We start from the raw sequence: 16,902 nt of genomic DNA on the forward strand, positions 1-16,902 counted from the left end.
CTCAGTTCGGCCGGCGAGGGCGACCACACGTAGGCGTCGGTCGATCCTCAACGCGACTGCCGCCTACCCGGAAACTTGCGCCGATATGATGCCCACCATGCCTCAGCCCCCCCTTACCTCGTACGCACAGAACCGTGAGGACGTCGTCCTCTGGCGTGCGCTCGGCACCCTGAAGTCAGGCCGGTACGTCGAGGTCGGGGCGAATCACCCGGAGCAGGACTCCGTCAGCAAGTCGTTCTACGACCACGGCTGGCACGGCATCACGATCGACCCGGTGGAGGACTTCGTCGCGATGCACCGCGAGCGGCGGCCGCACGACGTACAGCTCGCCGCTGCGATCACCGCGCGCCCCGTGGACTCCGTGACCCTCCACGCCGTCCCCGGAACCGGCCTTTCCACCCTGGTCGACTCCGTGTCGGAGAAGGCCTCGCGCGACGGCTACCAGCCCGTCGACGTGACGGTGCCCGCGCGCCGCCTCGACTCCGTGCTCGAGGAGGCGGGGTGGGCCGGGACCGACATCCACTTCCTGCTGATCGACGTCGAGGGCGCCGAGGCCGACGTGCTCGCCAGCATCGACCTTTCCGTCTGGCGTCCTTGGGTCCTGGTGATCGAGGCGACCGATCCTCGCTCGACGACGCCGACGCACGAGGCGTGGGAGCCGGCGTTGCTGGCAGCCGGCTACGAGTTCTGCCTCTTCGACGGGCTGTCCCGGTTCTACGTTTCCACCGAGCACGCGGATCTGAAGCCCACCCTGAGCTATCCCGCCTGCCCCCTCGACTCCTTCGAGATCGCCGGAGCCGCGGAACGGCGTGCGGCTGAGATCGTCGAGAAGGAGCAGGAGATCGAGTCGCTGACCCGGCAGCTGGTCCACTGGCGCTCGACCGCGCTCCGCGGCTGGGCCGATGCTCTTGCCGCGTCCGCCGTAGGCGCGGCGAACGCGGCGAACGCGGCGGACGCTGGCGCAGCGGCAGAGCTCGCCGCGATCCGCCAGACCGTGTCGTGGCGGGTCACAGCACCTCTGCGTGGTGCGCTGCGCGTCGCGCGGCGGGTGCGGCGGTGACGGCCGTTTCGGACGCCCAGAGGCACCTCTCGGCACGGGTCCTGGCCGCGCTCGATGCTCGCGTCGTCGAGGCGTCGCGGGTCGTTCTCCCGCCGTCGGTCGTCGAGTCGGCGCTCGAAGAACCCGCGGGCACCGTGACTGCGGTCCTGCTGCCGCAGCTCGTCGCCGCGGCACGCCGGCCGAACGGGCAGCCGGAGGCGTGGCTCCTCTTCGTCGCGCTCCTCGGCCGGTTCCCGACAACCGCGGAGTTCCTGCGGGTCATGCGCGCCGTCGAGCTTGAGCCGCCCGACATCATGGCGACGACGCTCCTCGCCCAGGCGCTTGGCTCGCGCGGCCCGTACATGGACCGCGGCATGCGCGTCGTCACGGACCGCCCGGTCGTGGAGGTCGCGTACTCGGCGATGCACGATCATCACAGCGGCATCCAGCGCGTCGTCCGGGAGACCGTCCCGCGGTGGGCCGCGGCACACCCGCTCGAGCTCGTCGCGTGGACCACGACAGGGGACGCGTTCCGCACTCTGACTCCGCGGGAGCAGGGCCGGGTCCTCGAGTGGACGGGACCGATCGACGACCCGACCGTTGACGCGGCCTTTCCATACGAGCTCGTCGTGCCGTTTCGCACCGACGTCCTGCTTCCCGACGTCCCCGTGGCGGCCCAGGCGCCCACCCTCGCGGCCGTGGCCCGGTTCAGCGGCAACCGCCTCGGCCACGTCGGCTACGACCTGATCCCGATGACCAGCGCAGACCTGCGCCCTGACGGTGAGGCGAGTGCGACCGCCTCCCAGTTCTCCGTGGTCAAGCACTCGCACCGTGTGGCATGCATCTCGGGCTCGGCGGCCTCGGAGTTCTCCGGGCTGGTCCAGGCCTTGCCCACCCAGGGGCTCGTCGGGCCGGAGGTTCGCACGGTGCTGCTGCCCGCGGTGGGTGCGCCGCTCCCCGCGAGCGGCGGTTCCCGCCGACAGTCGACCCGACCCGTCATCCTCGTGACGGGCACCCGCGAACCGCACAAGAACCAGCGCACCGTGCTCCATGCTGCCGAACGGCTGTGGCGTGAGGGGCTCGACTTCGAGGTGCGGCAGGCGGGCGGCGAAGGCTGGAGCGACCGGGACTACGCCCCGGCAGTCGAGCGCCTCATCGCGGCGCGTCGCCCGCTCACGCTCCTTGGCCGCGTGTCGGAGCAGACCCTCTGGGACGAGATGCGGGCAGCGGACGCCGTCGCCTTCATCTCGCTGCACGAAGGCTACGGACTCCCCATCGCGGAGGCACTGTCGGTCGGCACGCCCGTGATCACGACGAACTTCGGCAGCCAGGCCGAGGTCGCCGCCGAGGGTGGCTGCCTCCTGGTCGACCCACGCGACGACGACGACGTCACGGCGGCCCTGCGCCGCATCGTGACGGAGCCGGCACTGCGTGCGTCGCTCGCCGCAGAGGCAGTCCAGCGACCCGTACGGACCTGGGACGACTACGCCTCGGCACTGTGGGCGTTCCTCGTCGACGGCGTCACCACGGAAGGAGGCCAGCGATGACCCGGAGCCACCGCACGGCGGGGGTGAGACTCGACCGCACCGTCCTCGCACCGCGTCTCGCGACCCTGGCGGCCACGCTCGGCAGACCTTCCCCTGCCGTGGACGACCCCGGCGAGGCCGTCAGCCGGCTTGTCGACGCATCCGACCGCGCGGAGGTCTGGCTCGCGCTCGCGGTGCTCAGCGGACGGCTCCCCGACGAGTCGACGGTCGTCGAGACGGTGCGCGCCGCCGAGTTCGACCCCACCGCACTGCTCGCCGCCGCAGAGGCCGAGGCGACCGATCTCAGCGTCGCAAGGACGGTCCGCGTGGAGAGCGAGCGCGTCCTGGTCGACGTCGCCCACACGGCGAGCACCACGCTCATGACGGGGATCCAGCGCGTCGTCCGGGAGACCGTGCGGCGCTGGCAACGCGACCACGACGTCCTGACGGTCTCCTGGACCGCCGAGTGGGACGCGCTGCGAACGCTGACCCCGGCCGAGGCAGACCGCATCGCTCACGCGAAAGCTGCCGACGAGGACGAGACCGTCAGGGGCACGCAAGAGATCGTGGTGCCCTGGCGGTCGCGCTACGTCCTGCCCGAGGTCGCGCTCGACACTCCGCGCGTTGCACGGATGCGAGCGCTCGCGCGATTCTCAGGCAATGCCTTCGCCGCGATCGGCTACGACCTCATCCCGCTGACGACAGGCGAGACCACGGCTCCGGCCATGCCGGGCGCCTTCGCCGGCGCGACGACGGTGATGCGGTACGCCGAGCATGTCACGCCCATCTCGGAGGCCTCCGCGGTCGAGTACCGCGGCTGGCGCACGACGCTCGCCGCCACTGGCATCCAGGGCCCGCGGATCACCGCCGTCGAGCTCCCTGTCGAGTCGGTCGCGGTGTCCGACGCGGCGATGGAGGCCACCGCCGAGCGGCTGCTGGTCGGCGGGCTGCCGATGGTGCTCGTCGTCGGCAGCCACGAGCCACGGAAGAACCATCTCGCCGTGCTGCACGCCGCCGAGGTGCTGTGGCGAGAAGGCCAGAGGTTCTCCTTGACGTTCGTCGGCGGGAACTCGTGGGGTAGCGAGGAGTTCTCGGCGCAGCTCCTCGATCTCCAGCGCGCGGACCGCCCCGTCGAGTCGATCTCGAAGGTCTCCGAGGACCTGCTCTGGGCGGCCTACCGCCTCGCCCGGTTCACGGTCTTTCCGTCGTTCAACGAGGGTTTCGGGCTGCCCGTGGCCGAGTCGCTCTCCGTCGGCACGCCGGCCATCACATCCGACTTCGGAAGCATGGCCGAGATCGCCGCGCTCGGCGGGGCGCTCACCGTCGACCCCAGGTCCGACGTGTCGATCCGTGACGCGATGCGCCGCCTGCTCGCCGACGACGACCTGCGCGCCCGGCTGTCGGAGGCAGCGCTCGGCCGCCCGCGGAGGTCCTGGGACGAGTACGCGAAAGGTGTGTGGGCGCACCTTGGCACAGCGCCTACGACGTCCGACTCCGGTTCCTGAAGCCGTAGGCTGTGTGGCGCTGCGCCTGAGCGCGGCGTCTCTGAGACGATGGGAAAGACAATGGTCGACCCGCGTGACGTTCGTGCGTCCGCGCTCGCATCCGAGCCCCTCCGCCCTGCCGGTCCCCGCCCCGGCTTCGTCGGTGGAACCGTTCAGTCCGTCAAGGACATCTGGACACACCGAGAGCTGCTCGGCCTGCTGACCCGGCGAGAGATCAAGGCGCGCTACAAGGACAGCGCGCTCGGCCTCGTCTGGAGCCTGTTGAAGCCGATCGCGCTGCTGTGCGTGTACTGGCTGGCCATCGGCAAGTTCCTCGAGGCCGACCGCAGCATCGACGACTTCTCCGTCTACATCTTCGCCGGCCTCACGGCCTGGCAGCTCTTCAGCGACATCATCCTCGCGGGGACAAGCTCGATCGTCGGCAACTCAGGCCTCATCAAGAAGGTGTACGTCCCGCGCGAGGTCTTCCCGCTGAGCTCGATCGGGTCCGCGCTGTTCAACTTCTCGCTCCAGCTGATCATCCTCATCGGCTTCACGGTCATTCGAGGCGCCTTCCCGACGGGCACGCGCTGGCTCTACGCAGCGCTGGGCCTTGCCGTGCTGGTCACCTGGGCGACGACGCTCGTGCTCGTGCTGTCCGCGGTGAACGTGTACCTGCGCGACGTGCAGTACCTCGTGGAGATCGCCCTGATGCTCTTCATGTGGGTGTCCCCCATCGTGTACGCGTGGAGCATGGTCGCCGACCGCGTACCGCACTGGCTGGCCGAGGTGTACCTGTCCAACCCGATGACGCAGGTCGTCCTGTCGTTCCAGCGCACGTTCTGGGTTCGCGGTGACGGCTCGCCGATGCCGACACACCTCGCCGCACGCATGGGTGTCACCCTCGTCGTCTCCCTCGTTCTCCTCTGGGTGGCGCAGCGCACGTTCGCGCGCCTCCAGAGCAACTTCGCCCAGGAGCTGTGATGAGCACCCCCGTCATCTGCATCGACGATCTCTCCAAGCGCTTCGTCATCCGCAAGGAGAAGTCGCTCAAGGAGCGCCTGGTCAACTTCGGTCGGTCCGAGCTGCACAAGGACGACTTCTGGGCGCTGCGCAACGTCGGGCTCGAGATCGAGTCCGGGTCCACGGTCGGGCTCGTCGGGCCGAACGGCTCAGGCAAGTCGACGCTGCTGAAGATGGTCGGCGGCATCCTGCAGCCGACCACGGGCACCGTCAGCGTCCGAGGGCGGCTCGCCGCTCTTCTCGAGCTCGGCGCCGGCTTCCACCCCGACCTGACGGGCCGCGAGAACGTCTACCTCAACGGGTCCATCCTCGGCCTCTCGCGCGAACAGACGGAGAAGTACTTCGACGCGATCGTCGACTTCTCGGGGATCGAGAAGTTCATCGACACCCAGGTCAAGTTCTACTCGTCAGGCATGTACGTGCGGCTCGCGTTCGCCGTTGCCGTCCACGTCGACCCGGACATCCTCCTCGTCGACGAGGTCCTCGCCGTCGGTGACGAGCCGTTCCAGCGCAAGTGCATGGACCGGATCCGGCAGTTCCAGTCCGAGGGCCGCACGATCCTGTTCGTCAGCCACGGACTGGACCAGGTCGCGGAACTCTGCGACCGCGCCGTCGTGCTGGAGTCCGGTCACGTGATCGCGGACGGAGAGCCACGCGACGCGCTTCGGGTCCTGCGGACGGAGTTCGACCAGATCCGTGCCGAGGATCTCGCCCGGCGCGCCGAAGGGACGTCGTCCACGGCCGCGAGCGAGCGGATCACCGTCGAGGCCGTCGAGGTGTCCGACCTCGACGACGTGCCCCTCTCGGACGCCGGTCCCGTCGCCGACCTGAAGGTTCGCGTCACGGTCAACGTGCCCACGCGAACCGAGGGCCTCGTCGTCGGTTGCGGCATCGACAGCGCGCTCGGCGTCCCCATCGTGGGCACCAACTCCAAGCTGGTGGGGGTCGACCTCCCCCCTCTTGAGGGCCGCCAGCAGATCGTGTTCACGCTGTCCGACCTCCGGCTGGGCGAAGGCAACTACTCGTTCCACGGGGCCGTCGTCAGCCACTCCGGTGAGGAGCTCGACCGCAAGCGAGACGCGGCGCCTCTTCACGTGTCCGGCGATGGCCGCACCAGCGGGTTCACCTGGGCACGGCCCGAGGTGCGCGTCGCCAGCGCCGTCGGTGGTCCGGCTCGCTGACATCGTCCGCCGGGGCCCGGCACGTCGTCGCGGGGCGCGGACCGCGCCCCGCGACGAGGATCGATCAGGAGTAGTCGCGAATCGCGAGGTTGCGGTACTCGACCGATCCCGCGATTCCTTCCCGGACGGCCCCTTCACCGCTCGCGAGCATCACATGCGCCCACTGGTCAAGCCCGACCGGGTCGGGCGCCCGGCCGAGGAACGTCTGGTAGTACTTTCCGGCACGAATCATCGCGGCCTCGAGCGAGAACCACACCCCGGCCGTCGCGGGAACGACGCCGTAGTGCGCGATCTGGTCGGTCCAGTACGCAATCTCCCACGCCGAAGCCTCACGATTCAGCATGACGCGGTACATGTGCTTGACATAATCCGTCGGGTTGGCGCCACCCTGGAGATAAAACTCCTCGGTGCGATAGAAGACGAACTGAACCTCGTCGACCGTGTACACGCCCTCCTGGATCCACCTCACCCAGTCCACATAGTGCGGGTCAGGCTCCCTCCGAAGAACCTCGCGATACGCCTGAACCACCCGCAGCGTCCGATACTCCGTCGAACTCGTCAACGTCCGCACAAGCTCACTCTGCGAACGGCCGGCACGCAGGTCGTTCGTCCACGTTGCCAAACCTGACGGGTCGACCTCCCTTCCCAGCAGGTCCGCGTACAGCTTCTTGACAATGGGCGCCTCGGATCCTCGCGGGTCGCCGAACCAGTCGCTGAAGATCCTGAAGAAGTTTCGGTTGCCGTACGAGGAGCAGCTGTCACCCGTACCGTAGAAGTTCGCCAGCGCGGCAGCGTTGGGAACGTACGGGGTGTAGTTGTACAGCCCCGCGGTGGCCTGGTTCTGGATGTAGACCTGGGCAGAACCGCAGGCCGTGTTGGGGTTGTAGAGGATCGAGTTGACGCGGCCCGCCTGATAGCCGTAGCCCGTCGGGTTGTTGCGGTAGCGCAGGTACTGACGTGCCGCGCGGTACAGCTGGTTGAAGAACCCGTAGTACGCCGCGTCGCAGTTCGCCGTGTGGTTGGGCCCCGTGTCCGGGCACCCGAAGCCGGTCGCCCGGTTGTAGTTCGACGTCGTCGGGCGCGTCTTGGTGACGAGCGACGTCTCCTTCTGCAGCAGGACCAGGAGCACCTGCTGGTTGATGCCGCACGCCCGGCCCACGTTCGTGATGATCTCGGCGGCCGACTGGCTGCCCGAGCCCGAGTACGCGCCGCAGAGGCCCGCCTCCGCCGCCATCGACGGTGTCGCGGTCCGGTAGTCCTTGAGACACGGCTGCTCGCCCGCCACGCATCCTGCGCCCTGCTGGTTCAGGAACGCCTGGACCTGCCCGGCGTCCATCGTGCTCGGGGCGTAGAAGACGCCGTCGGCGATGATGTTGCCCGCGTCGAACTGGCTTGCGCTCGTGGCCGTGCGCAGCGGCGCCGCATCCGCGCGGGGCTCGCCTGGCAGACCGGGGAGAGCCGCGAGCACGAGCGCACCGACCAGCGCCGTCGCGATAGCGCCGGCCGTGTTCGTTCGCCTCACGAGACTTCTCCGGTCGACGTCACGGTGCCGGTCCCCACGGAGGTGGGCGACTCGTAGCGCATCTCGAGCGACCACGGCTGGTCGGCGACAGGCAGCGCAAGGTCCACGTTGGCACACCACGTCGTCGTCGCGTCAGGCTCGGCGGCCGACTCACCGGTCACCGACTGCTCGCCCTGCGTCAGCGTGTAGCGGCACGTCCCACCCAGTTCGATGACGCCTCGGACGTAGCCGCCCGCCGTGACGACTGCCGGCCCGCCGACCGTCCCCACGGGGACCACGTCGACGACGGTGCGGCCGTCGGGCACTGCTTGCGTCTCCGTGGGGGCCGGAACGTCCGGCTGCTCCGGCGCTCCCGACTGCTCCGGCTGCTCCGGCTGCGGCGTCGTGTCCGCCGGCGTCGCGTCGTCCGACTGACCCACCTCGGGTGGCTCGCCACCCGCAGCGGTGATGCCTGCGCACCCGGACATCGCCCACGCGATGGCCGCGATGACCCCTGTTGCACCGACCAGCGCTCGCGTTCTCGACGTACGCATCCTGCCTCCATGTTCTTCGATGTGCGGTCGACCGATCGGCGGCGCACCGCACAGGAATGCTCACTACGAGTCTGGGTGTGCGAGGCCTGAGGTCCTACGCTCCGGAGTGGGACAGCGCGAGGTTGCGGTACTCGACCGATCCCGCGATTCCTTCCCGGACAGCCCCTTCACCGCTCGCGAGCATCACATGCGCCCAGTCGTCAAGCCCGACCGGGTCGGGCGCCCGGTCCAGGAACGTCTGGTAGTACTTTCCGGCACGAATCATCGCAGCCTCGAGCGAGAACCACACCCCGGCCGTCGCGGGAACGACGCCGTAGTGCGCGATCTGGTCGGTCCAGTACGCAATCTCCCACGCCGAAGCCTCACGATTCAGCATGACGCGGTACATGTGCTTGACATAATCCGTCGGGTTGGCGCCACCCTGGAGATAAAACTCCTCGGTGCGATAGAAGACGAACTGAACCTCGTCGACCGTGTACACGCCCTCCTGGATCCACCTCACCCAGTCCACATAGTGCGGGTCAGGCTCCCTCCGAAGAACCTCGCGATACGCCTGAACCACCCGCAGCGTCCGATACTCCGTCGAACTCGTCAACGTCCGCACAAGCTCACTCTGCGAACGGCCGCTCATGAGCAGGTCCGTCCACGTTGCCAGGCCCGAGGGATCGACGTCCCGTCCGAGCAGGTCCTGATAGAGCGCTCGGACCAACGCCGCGGCCTCCTCCGGCGAGACCGTCGAGCCCAGGTTGGCCGCCGCGACCGCCCGGATCGCCTCCAGCTGCGTGTACCCCACGTTCCCCGGGCACTCCGTGTACGCGACGTCGCGGTGTCCGAAGATCGTCCGCAGGTTCACGGTCGACCCGGCGGGATAGCGCGAGTTCTCGCCGCCACCGGTCGTGTACGAGATCGACCCGGCCGGGTTGACCCCGGCGAGCCCGAGTTTCCACCCGAGGATCCTCCCGACGGCGTAGACGGCCTCCTGCGGCATCGCAACCGTCGAGAACGTCCCCAGCACGGACACACCCACGGTCCCGGTGTTGAACCCGCCCGCGTGCACGCCGATGACGGCGGCGTCCATGCTGCCCGCGCGGCCCTCGTAGATGTTGCCCCACTTGTCGACGACGAAGTTGTACCCGAGGTCGCACCACCCGCGGGTCTTGATGTGGTACGCCTGGTCGTTGCGAATCTGCGTCATGGCAGCGGCCTGCGTCGCGTAGTTGTTCGACCCTGCCGTGTGGTGGACGACGCCGCCGACGAGGCGGGCAGCGTTGGGCATGGAGCATGTCGGTGGGGCGGCGCCCCACTGGGCCCGCGTGACCACCGCCGGACGCGCCGCCGCCTGCTGCACCGATCGCTCCGTGGTGAACACCGCGGAGGTGGCGGCCCCCGGCTCGGCCGAACGGTTGACGGCGTCACGCGCGCGAGCGCCGTCGATCACGGTCGGCTCGGGCGAGCCGATGAGGGTGAGCTGGACGTCGGGAGCCAAGGGCGACCCGTCGGCGGGCCCGACCGTCGCGACCTGAACGGCGTCGGCCTCGCCGACGTGCACCGACTCGGTTCCCGCGCGCGTCTCCTGCTGCTCGTCGGGGGTGCCCGCGTCCGGGGCGTGGTCGTCAGCCTCCAGGGCGAACCACTCACCCCACTCGCCGTCGATGCTGCTGCGCACGCGTGCCTGGAGCTCTGGCGTGGCCTGAGCGTCCAGGGGCCAGGTCACCGCGACGGTCTGGAACGTCGAGTCGGGGACCACCGCCGCCCCGGCCACACGCGAGCTCTCGTCGACCGTGTCGAGCTGGAGCGCCGCTCCGGCGTCCGGCACCTCGACCTCTGCCTCCGGCTCGGCGGACAGCACGTCGGGCACGATGTCGACGGGTCCGCTCGCTCCTGGCGTCGGCGTCGGGCTCTCCGGCTGCTCGCCGTCGAGCACGGCCGCGACGTCGTCGGGCACCTCGAGCGGGATCTCGGTGATGGTGGGGGCTTCTTCAGGAGCCTGGTAAGCGAGCGCCGCAGAGACGCCGGCCACCGGCCGGCCCAGGATCCAGCGGTCGCCGCTGCCTGAAACCTCGCCCGGGGCGCACCCGGTGAACGTGAGAGCGAGAACGACCATGCCACCCGCTGCTGTCCGACGACGCATGCTTCCCCCTTTCGAGTCGATTGCTTGCCGAAGAGTCAAGGGCGGCAGGCGCCGACCGGCAACCGGCCGCGCCTGCCGTTGCTGTTCCGTGACCTGCGCCAGATCCCGGGCGCGCGCCCTGGCCTCCGCTAGGATTTGCCGGTCGCCCTCACCCTTGGAGACCAAGAACATGCGCGTACTCGTCACCGGCGGAGCCGGCTTCATCGGCTCGAACTTCGTCCACCAGACCGTCCGGGAACGCCCCGACGTCCAGGTCACGGTTCTCGACGCGCTCACCTACGCGGGTGACCGCGAGTCGCTGGCCCCGGTCGCGGACAAGGTCGCCCTGGTCGAGGGCTCCATCACGGACGCAGCGCTGGTCGACGGTCTCGTCGCGAGCAGCGACCTGGTGGTCCACTTCGCGGCCGAGTCGCACAACGACAACTCGCTCAACGACCCGAGCCCGTTCGTCCAGACGAACCTGGTGGGCACGTTCACGCTGCTGGAGGCGGTGCGCAAGCACGGTGTGCGCTTCCACCACATCTCGACCGACGAGGTCTACGGCGATCTCGAGCTGGACGACCCGGCGAAGTTCACGCCGACCACCCCGTACAACCCGAGCTCCCCGTACTCCTCCACCAAGGCAGGCTCCGACCTGCTGGTGCGCGCGTGGGTCCGCTCCTTCGGCGTGCAGGCCACGATCTCGAACTGCTCGAACAACTACGGCCCGTACCAGCACATCGAGAAGTTCATCCCTCGTCAGATCACCAACCTGATCGACGGCGTGCGCCCCAAGCTGTACGGCGCCGGCCAGAACGTCCGCGACTGGATCCACGTCGAGGACCACAACTCGGCCGTGTGGGCGATCATCGAGAAGGGCCGCATCGGCGAGACGTACCTCATCGGCGCAGACGGAGAGAAGAACAACCTCGAGGTCGTCGAGACGCTGCTGGAGATCTTCGGCCTGGCCAAGACGGACTTCGAGCACGTCAACGACCGCCCGGGGCACGACCTGCGCTACGCGATCGACGCGTCCAAGCTGCGCGACGAGCTCGGCTGGACCCCCCGCTACACAGACTTCCGGACCGGGCTCGAGGCGACCGTCGACTGGTACCGCGCGAACGAGTCGTGGTGGCGCCCGGCCAAGGAGGCGACCGAGGCGAGGTACGCCGCCCAGGGGCAGTAGCCCCGCGGCGGCGCCGCACGCCCCCGCGGCCTGCACTCCCCTTCGAGCAGAAGCCCAGGGCCGCTTCACAAACCCTGCACCGTCTGAACGCCGCCGACCCCGATGCTCCGCCGATGCGCCACGTATGCTCATCGACCGTGACGAGCACGAACCGACGCGACTCCACACCCCGGCACGCGCGTCTGTCGACGCCGGGAACTCTCGCGGAGGAGGCCGCCATTCCCCACGGTGCACCTCGCCGTCCTGCCCACGCGCGCTCGCTGCAACGCCACCGCGTGATCCGCGGCATCGCGATGGGCGTGACCGCCGTCCTCGCGTTCGGCGTCGGCGGCGCCGCCGCCGCGACGCTCCGGTTCACCAACAACATCCAGACGGTCGACGCCGACGCGGCTCTCGCCGTCGTCGAGCGCCCCGAGGTCGTCGTCCCCGAGGACCCGAACGCGGGCACCGCGCTCAACATCGTGCTCATGGGCAGCGACGACCGCAGCGGCGAGAACGCCGCCCTCGGCGGCGAGAACGAGGGCATGCGGTCGGACACGACGATGATCCTGCACATCTCGGCGGACCGGTCCCGGGCGGAGATGATCTCGATCCCCCGCGACTCCATCGTCGACACGCCGCAGTGCCCGACGTCGGGCGGCAAGCTCGCGCCCGCGATGAAGAACACGCGGTTCAACGCGGCCTTCGCGCAGGGCGTCATGTACGGCAAGGACGTCCAGTCGGGCGCGCTGTGCACCATGACGACGATCGAGAACCTCACCGACGTGCGGATGGACGGGTTCGTCGTCATCGACTTCGCCGGGTTCAAGAACATGATCGACGCGCTCGGTGGCGTCACGATGTGCATCCCGCAGGACGTCTACTCGCCCAAGGCCGACCACCTGCGACTGGCGGCCGGGAACCAGGCCCTCAACGGGACGCAGGCCCTCCAGTACGCTCGCGCGCGCACCGGCCAGGGCCTGGGCGACGGATCCGACATCAGCCGCATCGGCCGCCAGCAGGAGATGATGGCCGCCATCGCACGTGAGGTGCTCAGCAAGAACCTGCTCACGGACTCGCCTGCGCTCATCTCCTTCCTGAACGCGGTCACGAGCTCGCTGACGATGTCGAGCAACCTCTCCTCGCTGACGGGACTCCCCGGCCTCGCCTACAGCCTGCGCAACGTCCGGCCTGACACGATCACGTTCATGACCGTCCCCTGGGGAGCCAACCCCGCCGACAAGAACACGGTCGTCTGGACCGCCGACGCGGACACGCTGTGGGACAACCTCAGGAACGACCGCCCGATCACCACCCCCGTGGGCGGTGCCGACCCCGCCACCGACGGCGCGGCCGGGTCCGCCACCACGCCCGACACCGGCGACGCCGCGTCCGGCACGCCGACGAGCGCCGCACCACCGGCCACGCCCCAGGCCCCGGTCGACACCCCGGCCCCGAGCGAGACCAAATCGGCCGGCAAGGAAGCCTTCACCGGCGCCGACACCACGTCCGTCTGCGGGTGAGACCATGACCGACGCGCCCCGGATCCCCCCGTCGTTCAGTCCGTCGGGCGCCCAGCGCCGCCCGGCGGCGGCCGACGACGTCGTTCCCGTCCGCGGGCAGCGACGCGAGGGCGTCGCGCCTCGCTCGGCCGTGCCCGACGACGCCGTCGTGGGCGGCCAGACGCCGCGCGTGCGGCGGCAGTCGTCGCGCGAGGTGCCGGTCACGCCGCCCGCGAACCGGGCACGCGCGTCCGCGCGCCCCCGCCCGGCAGCCGCGCCGCGCCCACAGTCCTTCGAGCCTGGGTCCGCACCCCGCCGGCCGATGCCCGACACCTCGGGCGGCGCGCCCCGCAGCGCCGACGGCAGGCCTGCGGCACCCCAGGCGTTCCCGCCTCGCGGGTCCGCGGGAGCGACCCGCGCCCCGGTCGGGTCCGCACGGCCGAGCGCCCACCCGACGGCGTCTGGCGGGCCCTCCCTCGCGGGCGGCGGTGCGTCGCGCCCCGGGGTCGCCTCGCCACGCCCGGCCCGGACCGCCCCGGCACCCGTCCACGGGCCTGCCGGCGCTGCCCCGCAGCGCCGACGCCGGCGCAAGGGCCGCATCGTCGCCCTGACCGCCGCCCTCGCGCTGGTGCTCCTGCTGGCGTGGCCGGTCGGCCTGCTGATCTGGGCCAACGGCAAGATCCAGCACACCGAGGCGCTGTCGGGCGCAGCCGGCACGCCGGGCACCACGTACCTGCTCGCCGGCTCCGACGCCCGCGGCAGCGGCGGCATCGAGGACGAGACCTCGGGCGCCCGCACCGACACGATCATGCTCCTGCACAAGCCGTCGAGCGGCCCGGCGGCCCTGCTGAGCCTGCCGCGCGACTCCTTCGTCGAGATCCCCGGTCACGGCTCCAACAAGCTCAACGCGGCGTTCTCGTTCGGCGGCGCACCCTTGCTGGTCCAGACCGTCGAACAGCTCACGGGCCTGACGGTCGACCACTACGTCGAGGTCGGCTTCGGCGGCATCTCCGGCGTGGTCGACGCCGTCGGCGGGGTCAACCTGTGCCTCGACCTCGACGTCGACGACGCCAACAGCGGCCTGCAGTGGACCAAGGGCTGCCACGACGTCGACGGCACCACCGCGATCGCCTTCTCCCGCATGCGCTACGCCGACCCGCAGGGCGACATCGGGCGCACCGACCGGCAGCGGCAGCTCATCAACGCGGTGACCGGGAAGGTCGCCGACCCGGGCCTGGTGTTCCGCCCCGGGCGCAGGTCTCGCTCGCCAGCGCGGGGCTCGGGGCGCTGACGGTCGACGAGGACACCGGCATCCTCGACTTCGCCCGCCTCGCGCTCGCGTTCCGGGCGGCCAACGGCCCCGGCGGGGTCACCGGCACGCCGTGGATCTCGAGCGTCGACTACCGGCCGGGCAACGGCGTCGGATCGACGGTGAAGCTCGACGCGGACCGCAACGCCCAGCTCTGGTCGGACCTGCGCGACGGCCGGCTCGAGCCCGGCCAGGTCGGCGGCATGCCGTCCTGACCGGCGTCGTGCGCGGCGCTACGCGCTGAACCCCGGCGTCTGGCTGCGGCGCGCCCGCAGGGCCGCGCCCTTGGCGTGCGCGACCTCCCCCAGCTCGGCCTGGAACGCCTCCATGCGAGCGCGCAGCGCGACGTCGTCCGGCGTCGTCCCCGCACCGAGGATCCGCGCCGCGAGCAGGCCCGCGTTGCGCGCCCCGCCGATCGACACCGTCGCGACGGGCACCCCCGCCGGCATCTGCACGATCGACAGCAGCGAGTCCATCCCGTCGAGGTACCGCAGCGGCACCGGCACCCCGATCACCGGCAGGGGCGTCACCGCGGCCAGCATGCCGGGCAGGTGCGCGGCGCCCCCGGCGCCCGCGATGACGACCCGCAGCCCGCGCGACGACGCCGTCCGCCCGTACTCGATCATCTCCACGGGCATGCGGTGCGCGGAGACGACGTCGGCCTCGTAGGCGACGCCGAGCTCGTCGAGCGCGACGGCGGCGGCCTCCATCGTGGGCCAGTCGGAGTCCGACCCCATGACGATGCCGACGACAGGCTGTGCGGTCACTGCGTTCTCCTCAGGTTCGGTCGGTCATTCGCCGCGCAGCAACGCCGCCGCGGCCACGGCCCGACGCCGGACCTCGTCGAGGTCGGTGCCGCTCACGTTGACGTGGCCGAGCTTGCGCCCGGCACGGATGCCCTTGCCGTACAGGTTGACCCGCGCGTCGGGGAACCGCTCCATGAGCTGCGGCAGGGCGTCGGTCAGCTCGTCGAGCGACGATCCCAGCACGTTGGCCATCACGGTCCAGGGGGCGACGGCGTCGGTGGCGCCCAGCGGCAGGTCGAGCACGGCACGCAGGTGCTGCTCGAACTGGCTGGTCACCGCCCCGTCGATGGTCCAGTGACCCGAGTTGTGCGGCCGCATCGCGAGCTCGTTGACGAACACCTCGGGCTCGCCCGCGGCACCGGGCGCCTCGAACAGCTCGACGGCGAGCACGCCGGTGACGTCAAGGCCCTCGACGACGGCGGCGGCCAGGGCGCGCACACGCGCCTCCAGCTCCGCCGGCAGGCCCGGGGCGGGCGCGATGACCTCGGAGCACACGCCGTCGCGCTGGATCGACTCGACGACCGGCCAGGTGCGCACCTCGCCCGACGGGCGGCGCGCGACCAGCGCGGCCAGCTCGCGGGTGAACGGCACCTTCTCCTCCACCAGGAGCTGCGGCGCCCCGGCGGCAGCGGCGGCGATCCAGTCCGCGACGTCGTCGGGCGACGAGACGACGCGCACCCCCTTGCCGTCGTAGCCGCCGCGCGACGTCTTGACGACGGCCTCGCCGCCCGGCTCCCCGGCGAGGAACTGCGCGAGCGTCTCGCGGGCGGACGCGGGGTCGAGGGGCAGGGGCGCCCAGCGCGGGCACGGCAGCCCGAGCGCGCTCAGGCGGGTGCGCATGACGATCTTGTCCTGCGCGTGGACCAGCGCGTCGGGACCGGGACGCACGGGAGTGCCGTGGTCGAGCAGGTCCTGCAGCAGCGCGTTCGGCACATGCTCGTGCTCGAAGGTCAGGACGTCCGCGGCGTCGTCGCCGGGCGGGGCGATGAGCGATCGGATCGCGGCCTCGTCGGACGCGGCGCCCACCGGGGCGTCGGTGACGACCTGCGCGGCCGAGCTGCCCGGCTCCTCGACCAGCACCCGGAGCCGGATGCCGAGCTCCCCGGCCGCGGGGCCATCATGCGGGCGAGCTGTCCTCCGCCGACCACGGCGATCACGGGTGCTGTCACGGGTGACCAGGGTACCCGCGGCGGGCCGGTGACCAGTGCGCGATGCCTCAGTCGCCCGGGCACTCGGCGTTCGGCGGCGCCGCCCCCGTGAACACCCACCGGCGGTAGGCCAGATACCGGAACGCCGTGCCGAGCACCAGCCCGACGACGTTGGCCGAGATGTTGTCCGCGAGCTGCGAGCGGAAGCCCAGCACGTAGTGCGACACCGCGAGGCACGCCACCGCGACGAGCATGCCGCCCACGTTGACCACGACGAAGCCCAGCAGCTCACGCGCGTGGGTGTCGGTGCGCCGGTCGGAGAACGTCCAGTACCGGTTGCCGAGCCAGGCGACGAGCGTGGCGACGGCCACCGAGACCACCTTGGCGGTGATCGGCTTGTGCCCCAGCATCTCCGAGCCGCGGATGAGGTTGAAGATCCCCAGGTCGACGACGTAGGCGACCGCACCGACCGAGCCGAACCTGATCAGCTCGAGCATCCGCGTCCAGGCACGCCGTCGCAGGTCCGGCTCCTGTGCCGTGGTGCTCGTCATCCG

13 protein-coding genes and 1 pseudogene are annotated in these 16,902 nt (G+C 70.8%); 8 read left to right on the top strand and 6 right to left on the bottom strand.

Going from position 1 to position 16,902, the window contains the following annotated elements; translation table 11 throughout:
• Positions 1-97: 97 nt before the first annotated feature.
• The 5 genes from ET495_RS09225 to ET495_RS09245 are packed head-to-tail and all read left to right on the top strand — an operon-like array spanning position 98 to position 6,253.
• On the top strand, positions 98-1,060 hold the full coding sequence (locus ET495_RS09225) for an FkbM family methyltransferase (protein WP_162616426.1): 963 nt from the start codon (positions 98-100) through the stop codon (positions 1,058-1,060).
• On the top strand, positions 1,057-2,586 hold the full coding sequence (locus ET495_RS09230) for a glycosyltransferase (RefSeq protein WP_129204470.1): 1,530 nt from the start codon (positions 1,057-1,059) through the stop codon (positions 2,584-2,586). The genes ET495_RS09225 and ET495_RS09230 overlap by 4 nt, the downstream gene beginning before the upstream one ends.
• Positions 2,583-4,070: a glycosyltransferase family 4 protein gene (locus tag ET495_RS09235; protein ID WP_129204472.1), complete on the top strand. Its 1,488-nt coding sequence runs from the start codon at positions 2,583-2,585 to the stop codon at positions 4,068-4,070. Before ET495_RS09230 ends, ET495_RS09235 begins: the two co-directional genes overlap by 4 nt.
• A 48-nt stretch (positions 4,071-4,118) precedes the next feature.
• Positions 4,119-5,033 (top strand): ABC transporter permease, encoded by a 915-nt coding sequence (locus ET495_RS09240; RefSeq protein WP_245993000.1) that lies wholly within the window; start codon positions 4,119-4,121, stop codon positions 5,031-5,033.
• Entirely contained in the window at positions 5,033-6,253 is a 1,221-nt protein-coding gene (locus tag ET495_RS09245) for an ABC transporter ATP-binding protein (RefSeq protein ID WP_129204474.1), read from the top strand. The genes ET495_RS09240 and ET495_RS09245 overlap by 1 nt, the downstream gene beginning before the upstream one ends.
• Before the next feature lie 64 nt (positions 6,254-6,317).
• Here ET495_RS09245 and ET495_RS09250 read toward each other — a convergent pair whose 3' ends face one another.
• From ET495_RS09250 to ET495_RS09260, 3 genes are all read right to left on the bottom strand, one after another.
• Positions 6,318-7,775 (bottom strand): DUF4214 domain-containing protein, encoded by a 1,458-nt coding sequence (locus tag ET495_RS09250; RefSeq protein WP_129204476.1) that lies wholly within the window; start codon positions 7,773-7,775, stop codon positions 6,318-6,320.
• Positions 7,772-8,308: a hypothetical protein gene (locus ET495_RS09255; RefSeq protein WP_129204478.1), complete on the bottom strand. Its 537-nt coding sequence runs from the start codon at positions 8,306-8,308 to the stop codon at positions 7,772-7,774. Before ET495_RS09255 ends, ET495_RS09250 begins: the two co-directional genes overlap by 4 nt.
• Before the next feature lie 94 nt (positions 8,309-8,402).
• Positions 8,403-10,412 (bottom strand): DUF4214 domain-containing protein, encoded by a 2,010-nt coding sequence (locus ET495_RS09260; RefSeq protein ID WP_129204480.1) that lies wholly within the window; start codon positions 10,410-10,412, stop codon positions 8,403-8,405.
• 196 nt (positions 10,413-10,608) lie between these two features.
• Here ET495_RS09260 and rfbB point away from each other — a divergent pair, with 196 nt between their 5' ends.
• The 3 genes from rfbB (at position 10,609) to ET495_RS09275 (ending at position 14,376) form a co-directional block, all read left to right on the top strand.
• Positions 10,609-11,604 carry a dTDP-glucose 4,6-dehydratase gene (gene rfbB / locus ET495_RS09265; protein ID WP_129205960.1) on the top strand — a complete coding sequence of 332 codons (996 nt, stop codon included), beginning with the start codon at positions 10,609-10,611 and terminating at the stop codon, positions 11,602-11,604.
• Between the two features lie 275 nt (positions 11,605-11,879).
• Positions 11,880-13,106, top strand: a complete 1,227-nt coding sequence (locus tag ET495_RS19160) for an LCP family protein (RefSeq protein WP_281276117.1) — start codon at positions 11,880-11,882, stop codon at positions 13,104-13,106.
• 4 nt (positions 13,107-13,110) lie between these two features.
• On the top strand, positions 13,111-14,376 hold the full coding sequence (locus tag ET495_RS09275) for an LCP family protein (RefSeq protein WP_245993001.1): 1,266 nt from the start codon (positions 13,111-13,113) through the stop codon (positions 14,374-14,376).
• A 251-nt stretch (positions 14,377-14,627) separates the two neighbouring features.
• Here the strand turns inward: ET495_RS09275 and purE are convergent, their stop codons facing one another.
• The 3 genes and pseudogenes from purE to ET495_RS09290 all read right to left on the bottom strand — a co-directional run bounded on the left by purE (position 14,628) and on the right by ET495_RS09290 (position 16,899).
• Entirely contained in the window at positions 14,628-15,131 is a 504-nt protein-coding gene (purE, locus tag ET495_RS09280) for a 5-(carboxyamino)imidazole ribonucleotide mutase (protein ID WP_129205962.1), read from the bottom strand.
• 54 nt (positions 15,132-15,185) lie between these two features.
• Positions 15,186-16,369: pseudogene (locus ET495_RS09285) on the bottom strand (5-(carboxyamino)imidazole ribonucleotide synthase).
• 47 nt (positions 16,370-16,416) lie between these two features.
• Positions 16,417-16,899 carry a GtrA family protein gene (locus tag ET495_RS09290; protein ID WP_129204482.1) on the bottom strand — a complete coding sequence of 161 codons (483 nt, stop codon included), beginning with the start codon at positions 16,897-16,899 and terminating at the stop codon, positions 16,417-16,419.
• Between the last annotated feature and the right edge of the window lie 3 nt (positions 16,900-16,902).

Origin of the sequence: Xylanimonas allomyrinae (assembly GCF_004135345.1) — a bacterium.
GTDB lineage: Bacteria > Actinomycetota > Actinomycetes > Actinomycetales > Cellulomonadaceae > Xylanimonas > Xylanimonas allomyrinae.

Bases quoted from the DNA above. Each gene is read 5' to 3' on its own strand.
- ET495_RS09290 (WP_129204482.1), bottom strand. From the start codon at position 16,899: ATGACGAGCACCACGGCACAGGAGCCGGACCTGCGACGGCGTGCCTGG.
- ET495_RS09235 (WP_129204472.1), top strand. From the start codon at position 2,583: ATGACCCGGAGCCACCGCACGGCGGGGGTGAGACTCGACCGCACCGTC.
- ET495_RS09245 (WP_129204474.1), top strand. From the start codon at position 5,033: ATGAGCACCCCCGTCATCTGCATCGACGATCTCTCCAAGCGCTTCGTC.
- rfbB (WP_129205960.1), top strand. From the start codon at position 10,609: ATGCGCGTACTCGTCACCGGCGGAGCCGGCTTCATCGGCTCGAACTTC.
- ET495_RS09275 (WP_245993001.1), top strand. From the start codon at position 13,111: ATGACCGACGCGCCCCGGATCCCCCCGTCGTTCAGTCCGTCGGGCGCC.
- purE (WP_129205962.1), bottom strand. From the start codon at position 15,131: ATGGGGTCGGACTCCGACTGGCCCACGATGGAGGCCGCCGCCGTCGCG.
- ET495_RS09240 (WP_245993000.1), top strand. From the start codon at position 4,119: ATGGGAAAGACAATGGTCGACCCGCGTGACGTTCGTGCGTCCGCGCTC.
- ET495_RS09255 (WP_129204478.1), bottom strand. From the start codon at position 8,308: ATGCGTACGTCGAGAACGCGAGCGCTGGTCGGTGCAACAGGGGTCATC.
- ET495_RS09225 (WP_162616426.1), top strand. From the start codon at position 98: ATGCCTCAGCCCCCCCTTACCTCGTACGCACAGAACCGTGAGGACGTC.
- ET495_RS09260 (WP_129204480.1), bottom strand. From the start codon at position 10,412: ATGGTCGTTCTCGCTCTCACGTTCACCGGGTGCGCCCCGGGCGAGGTT.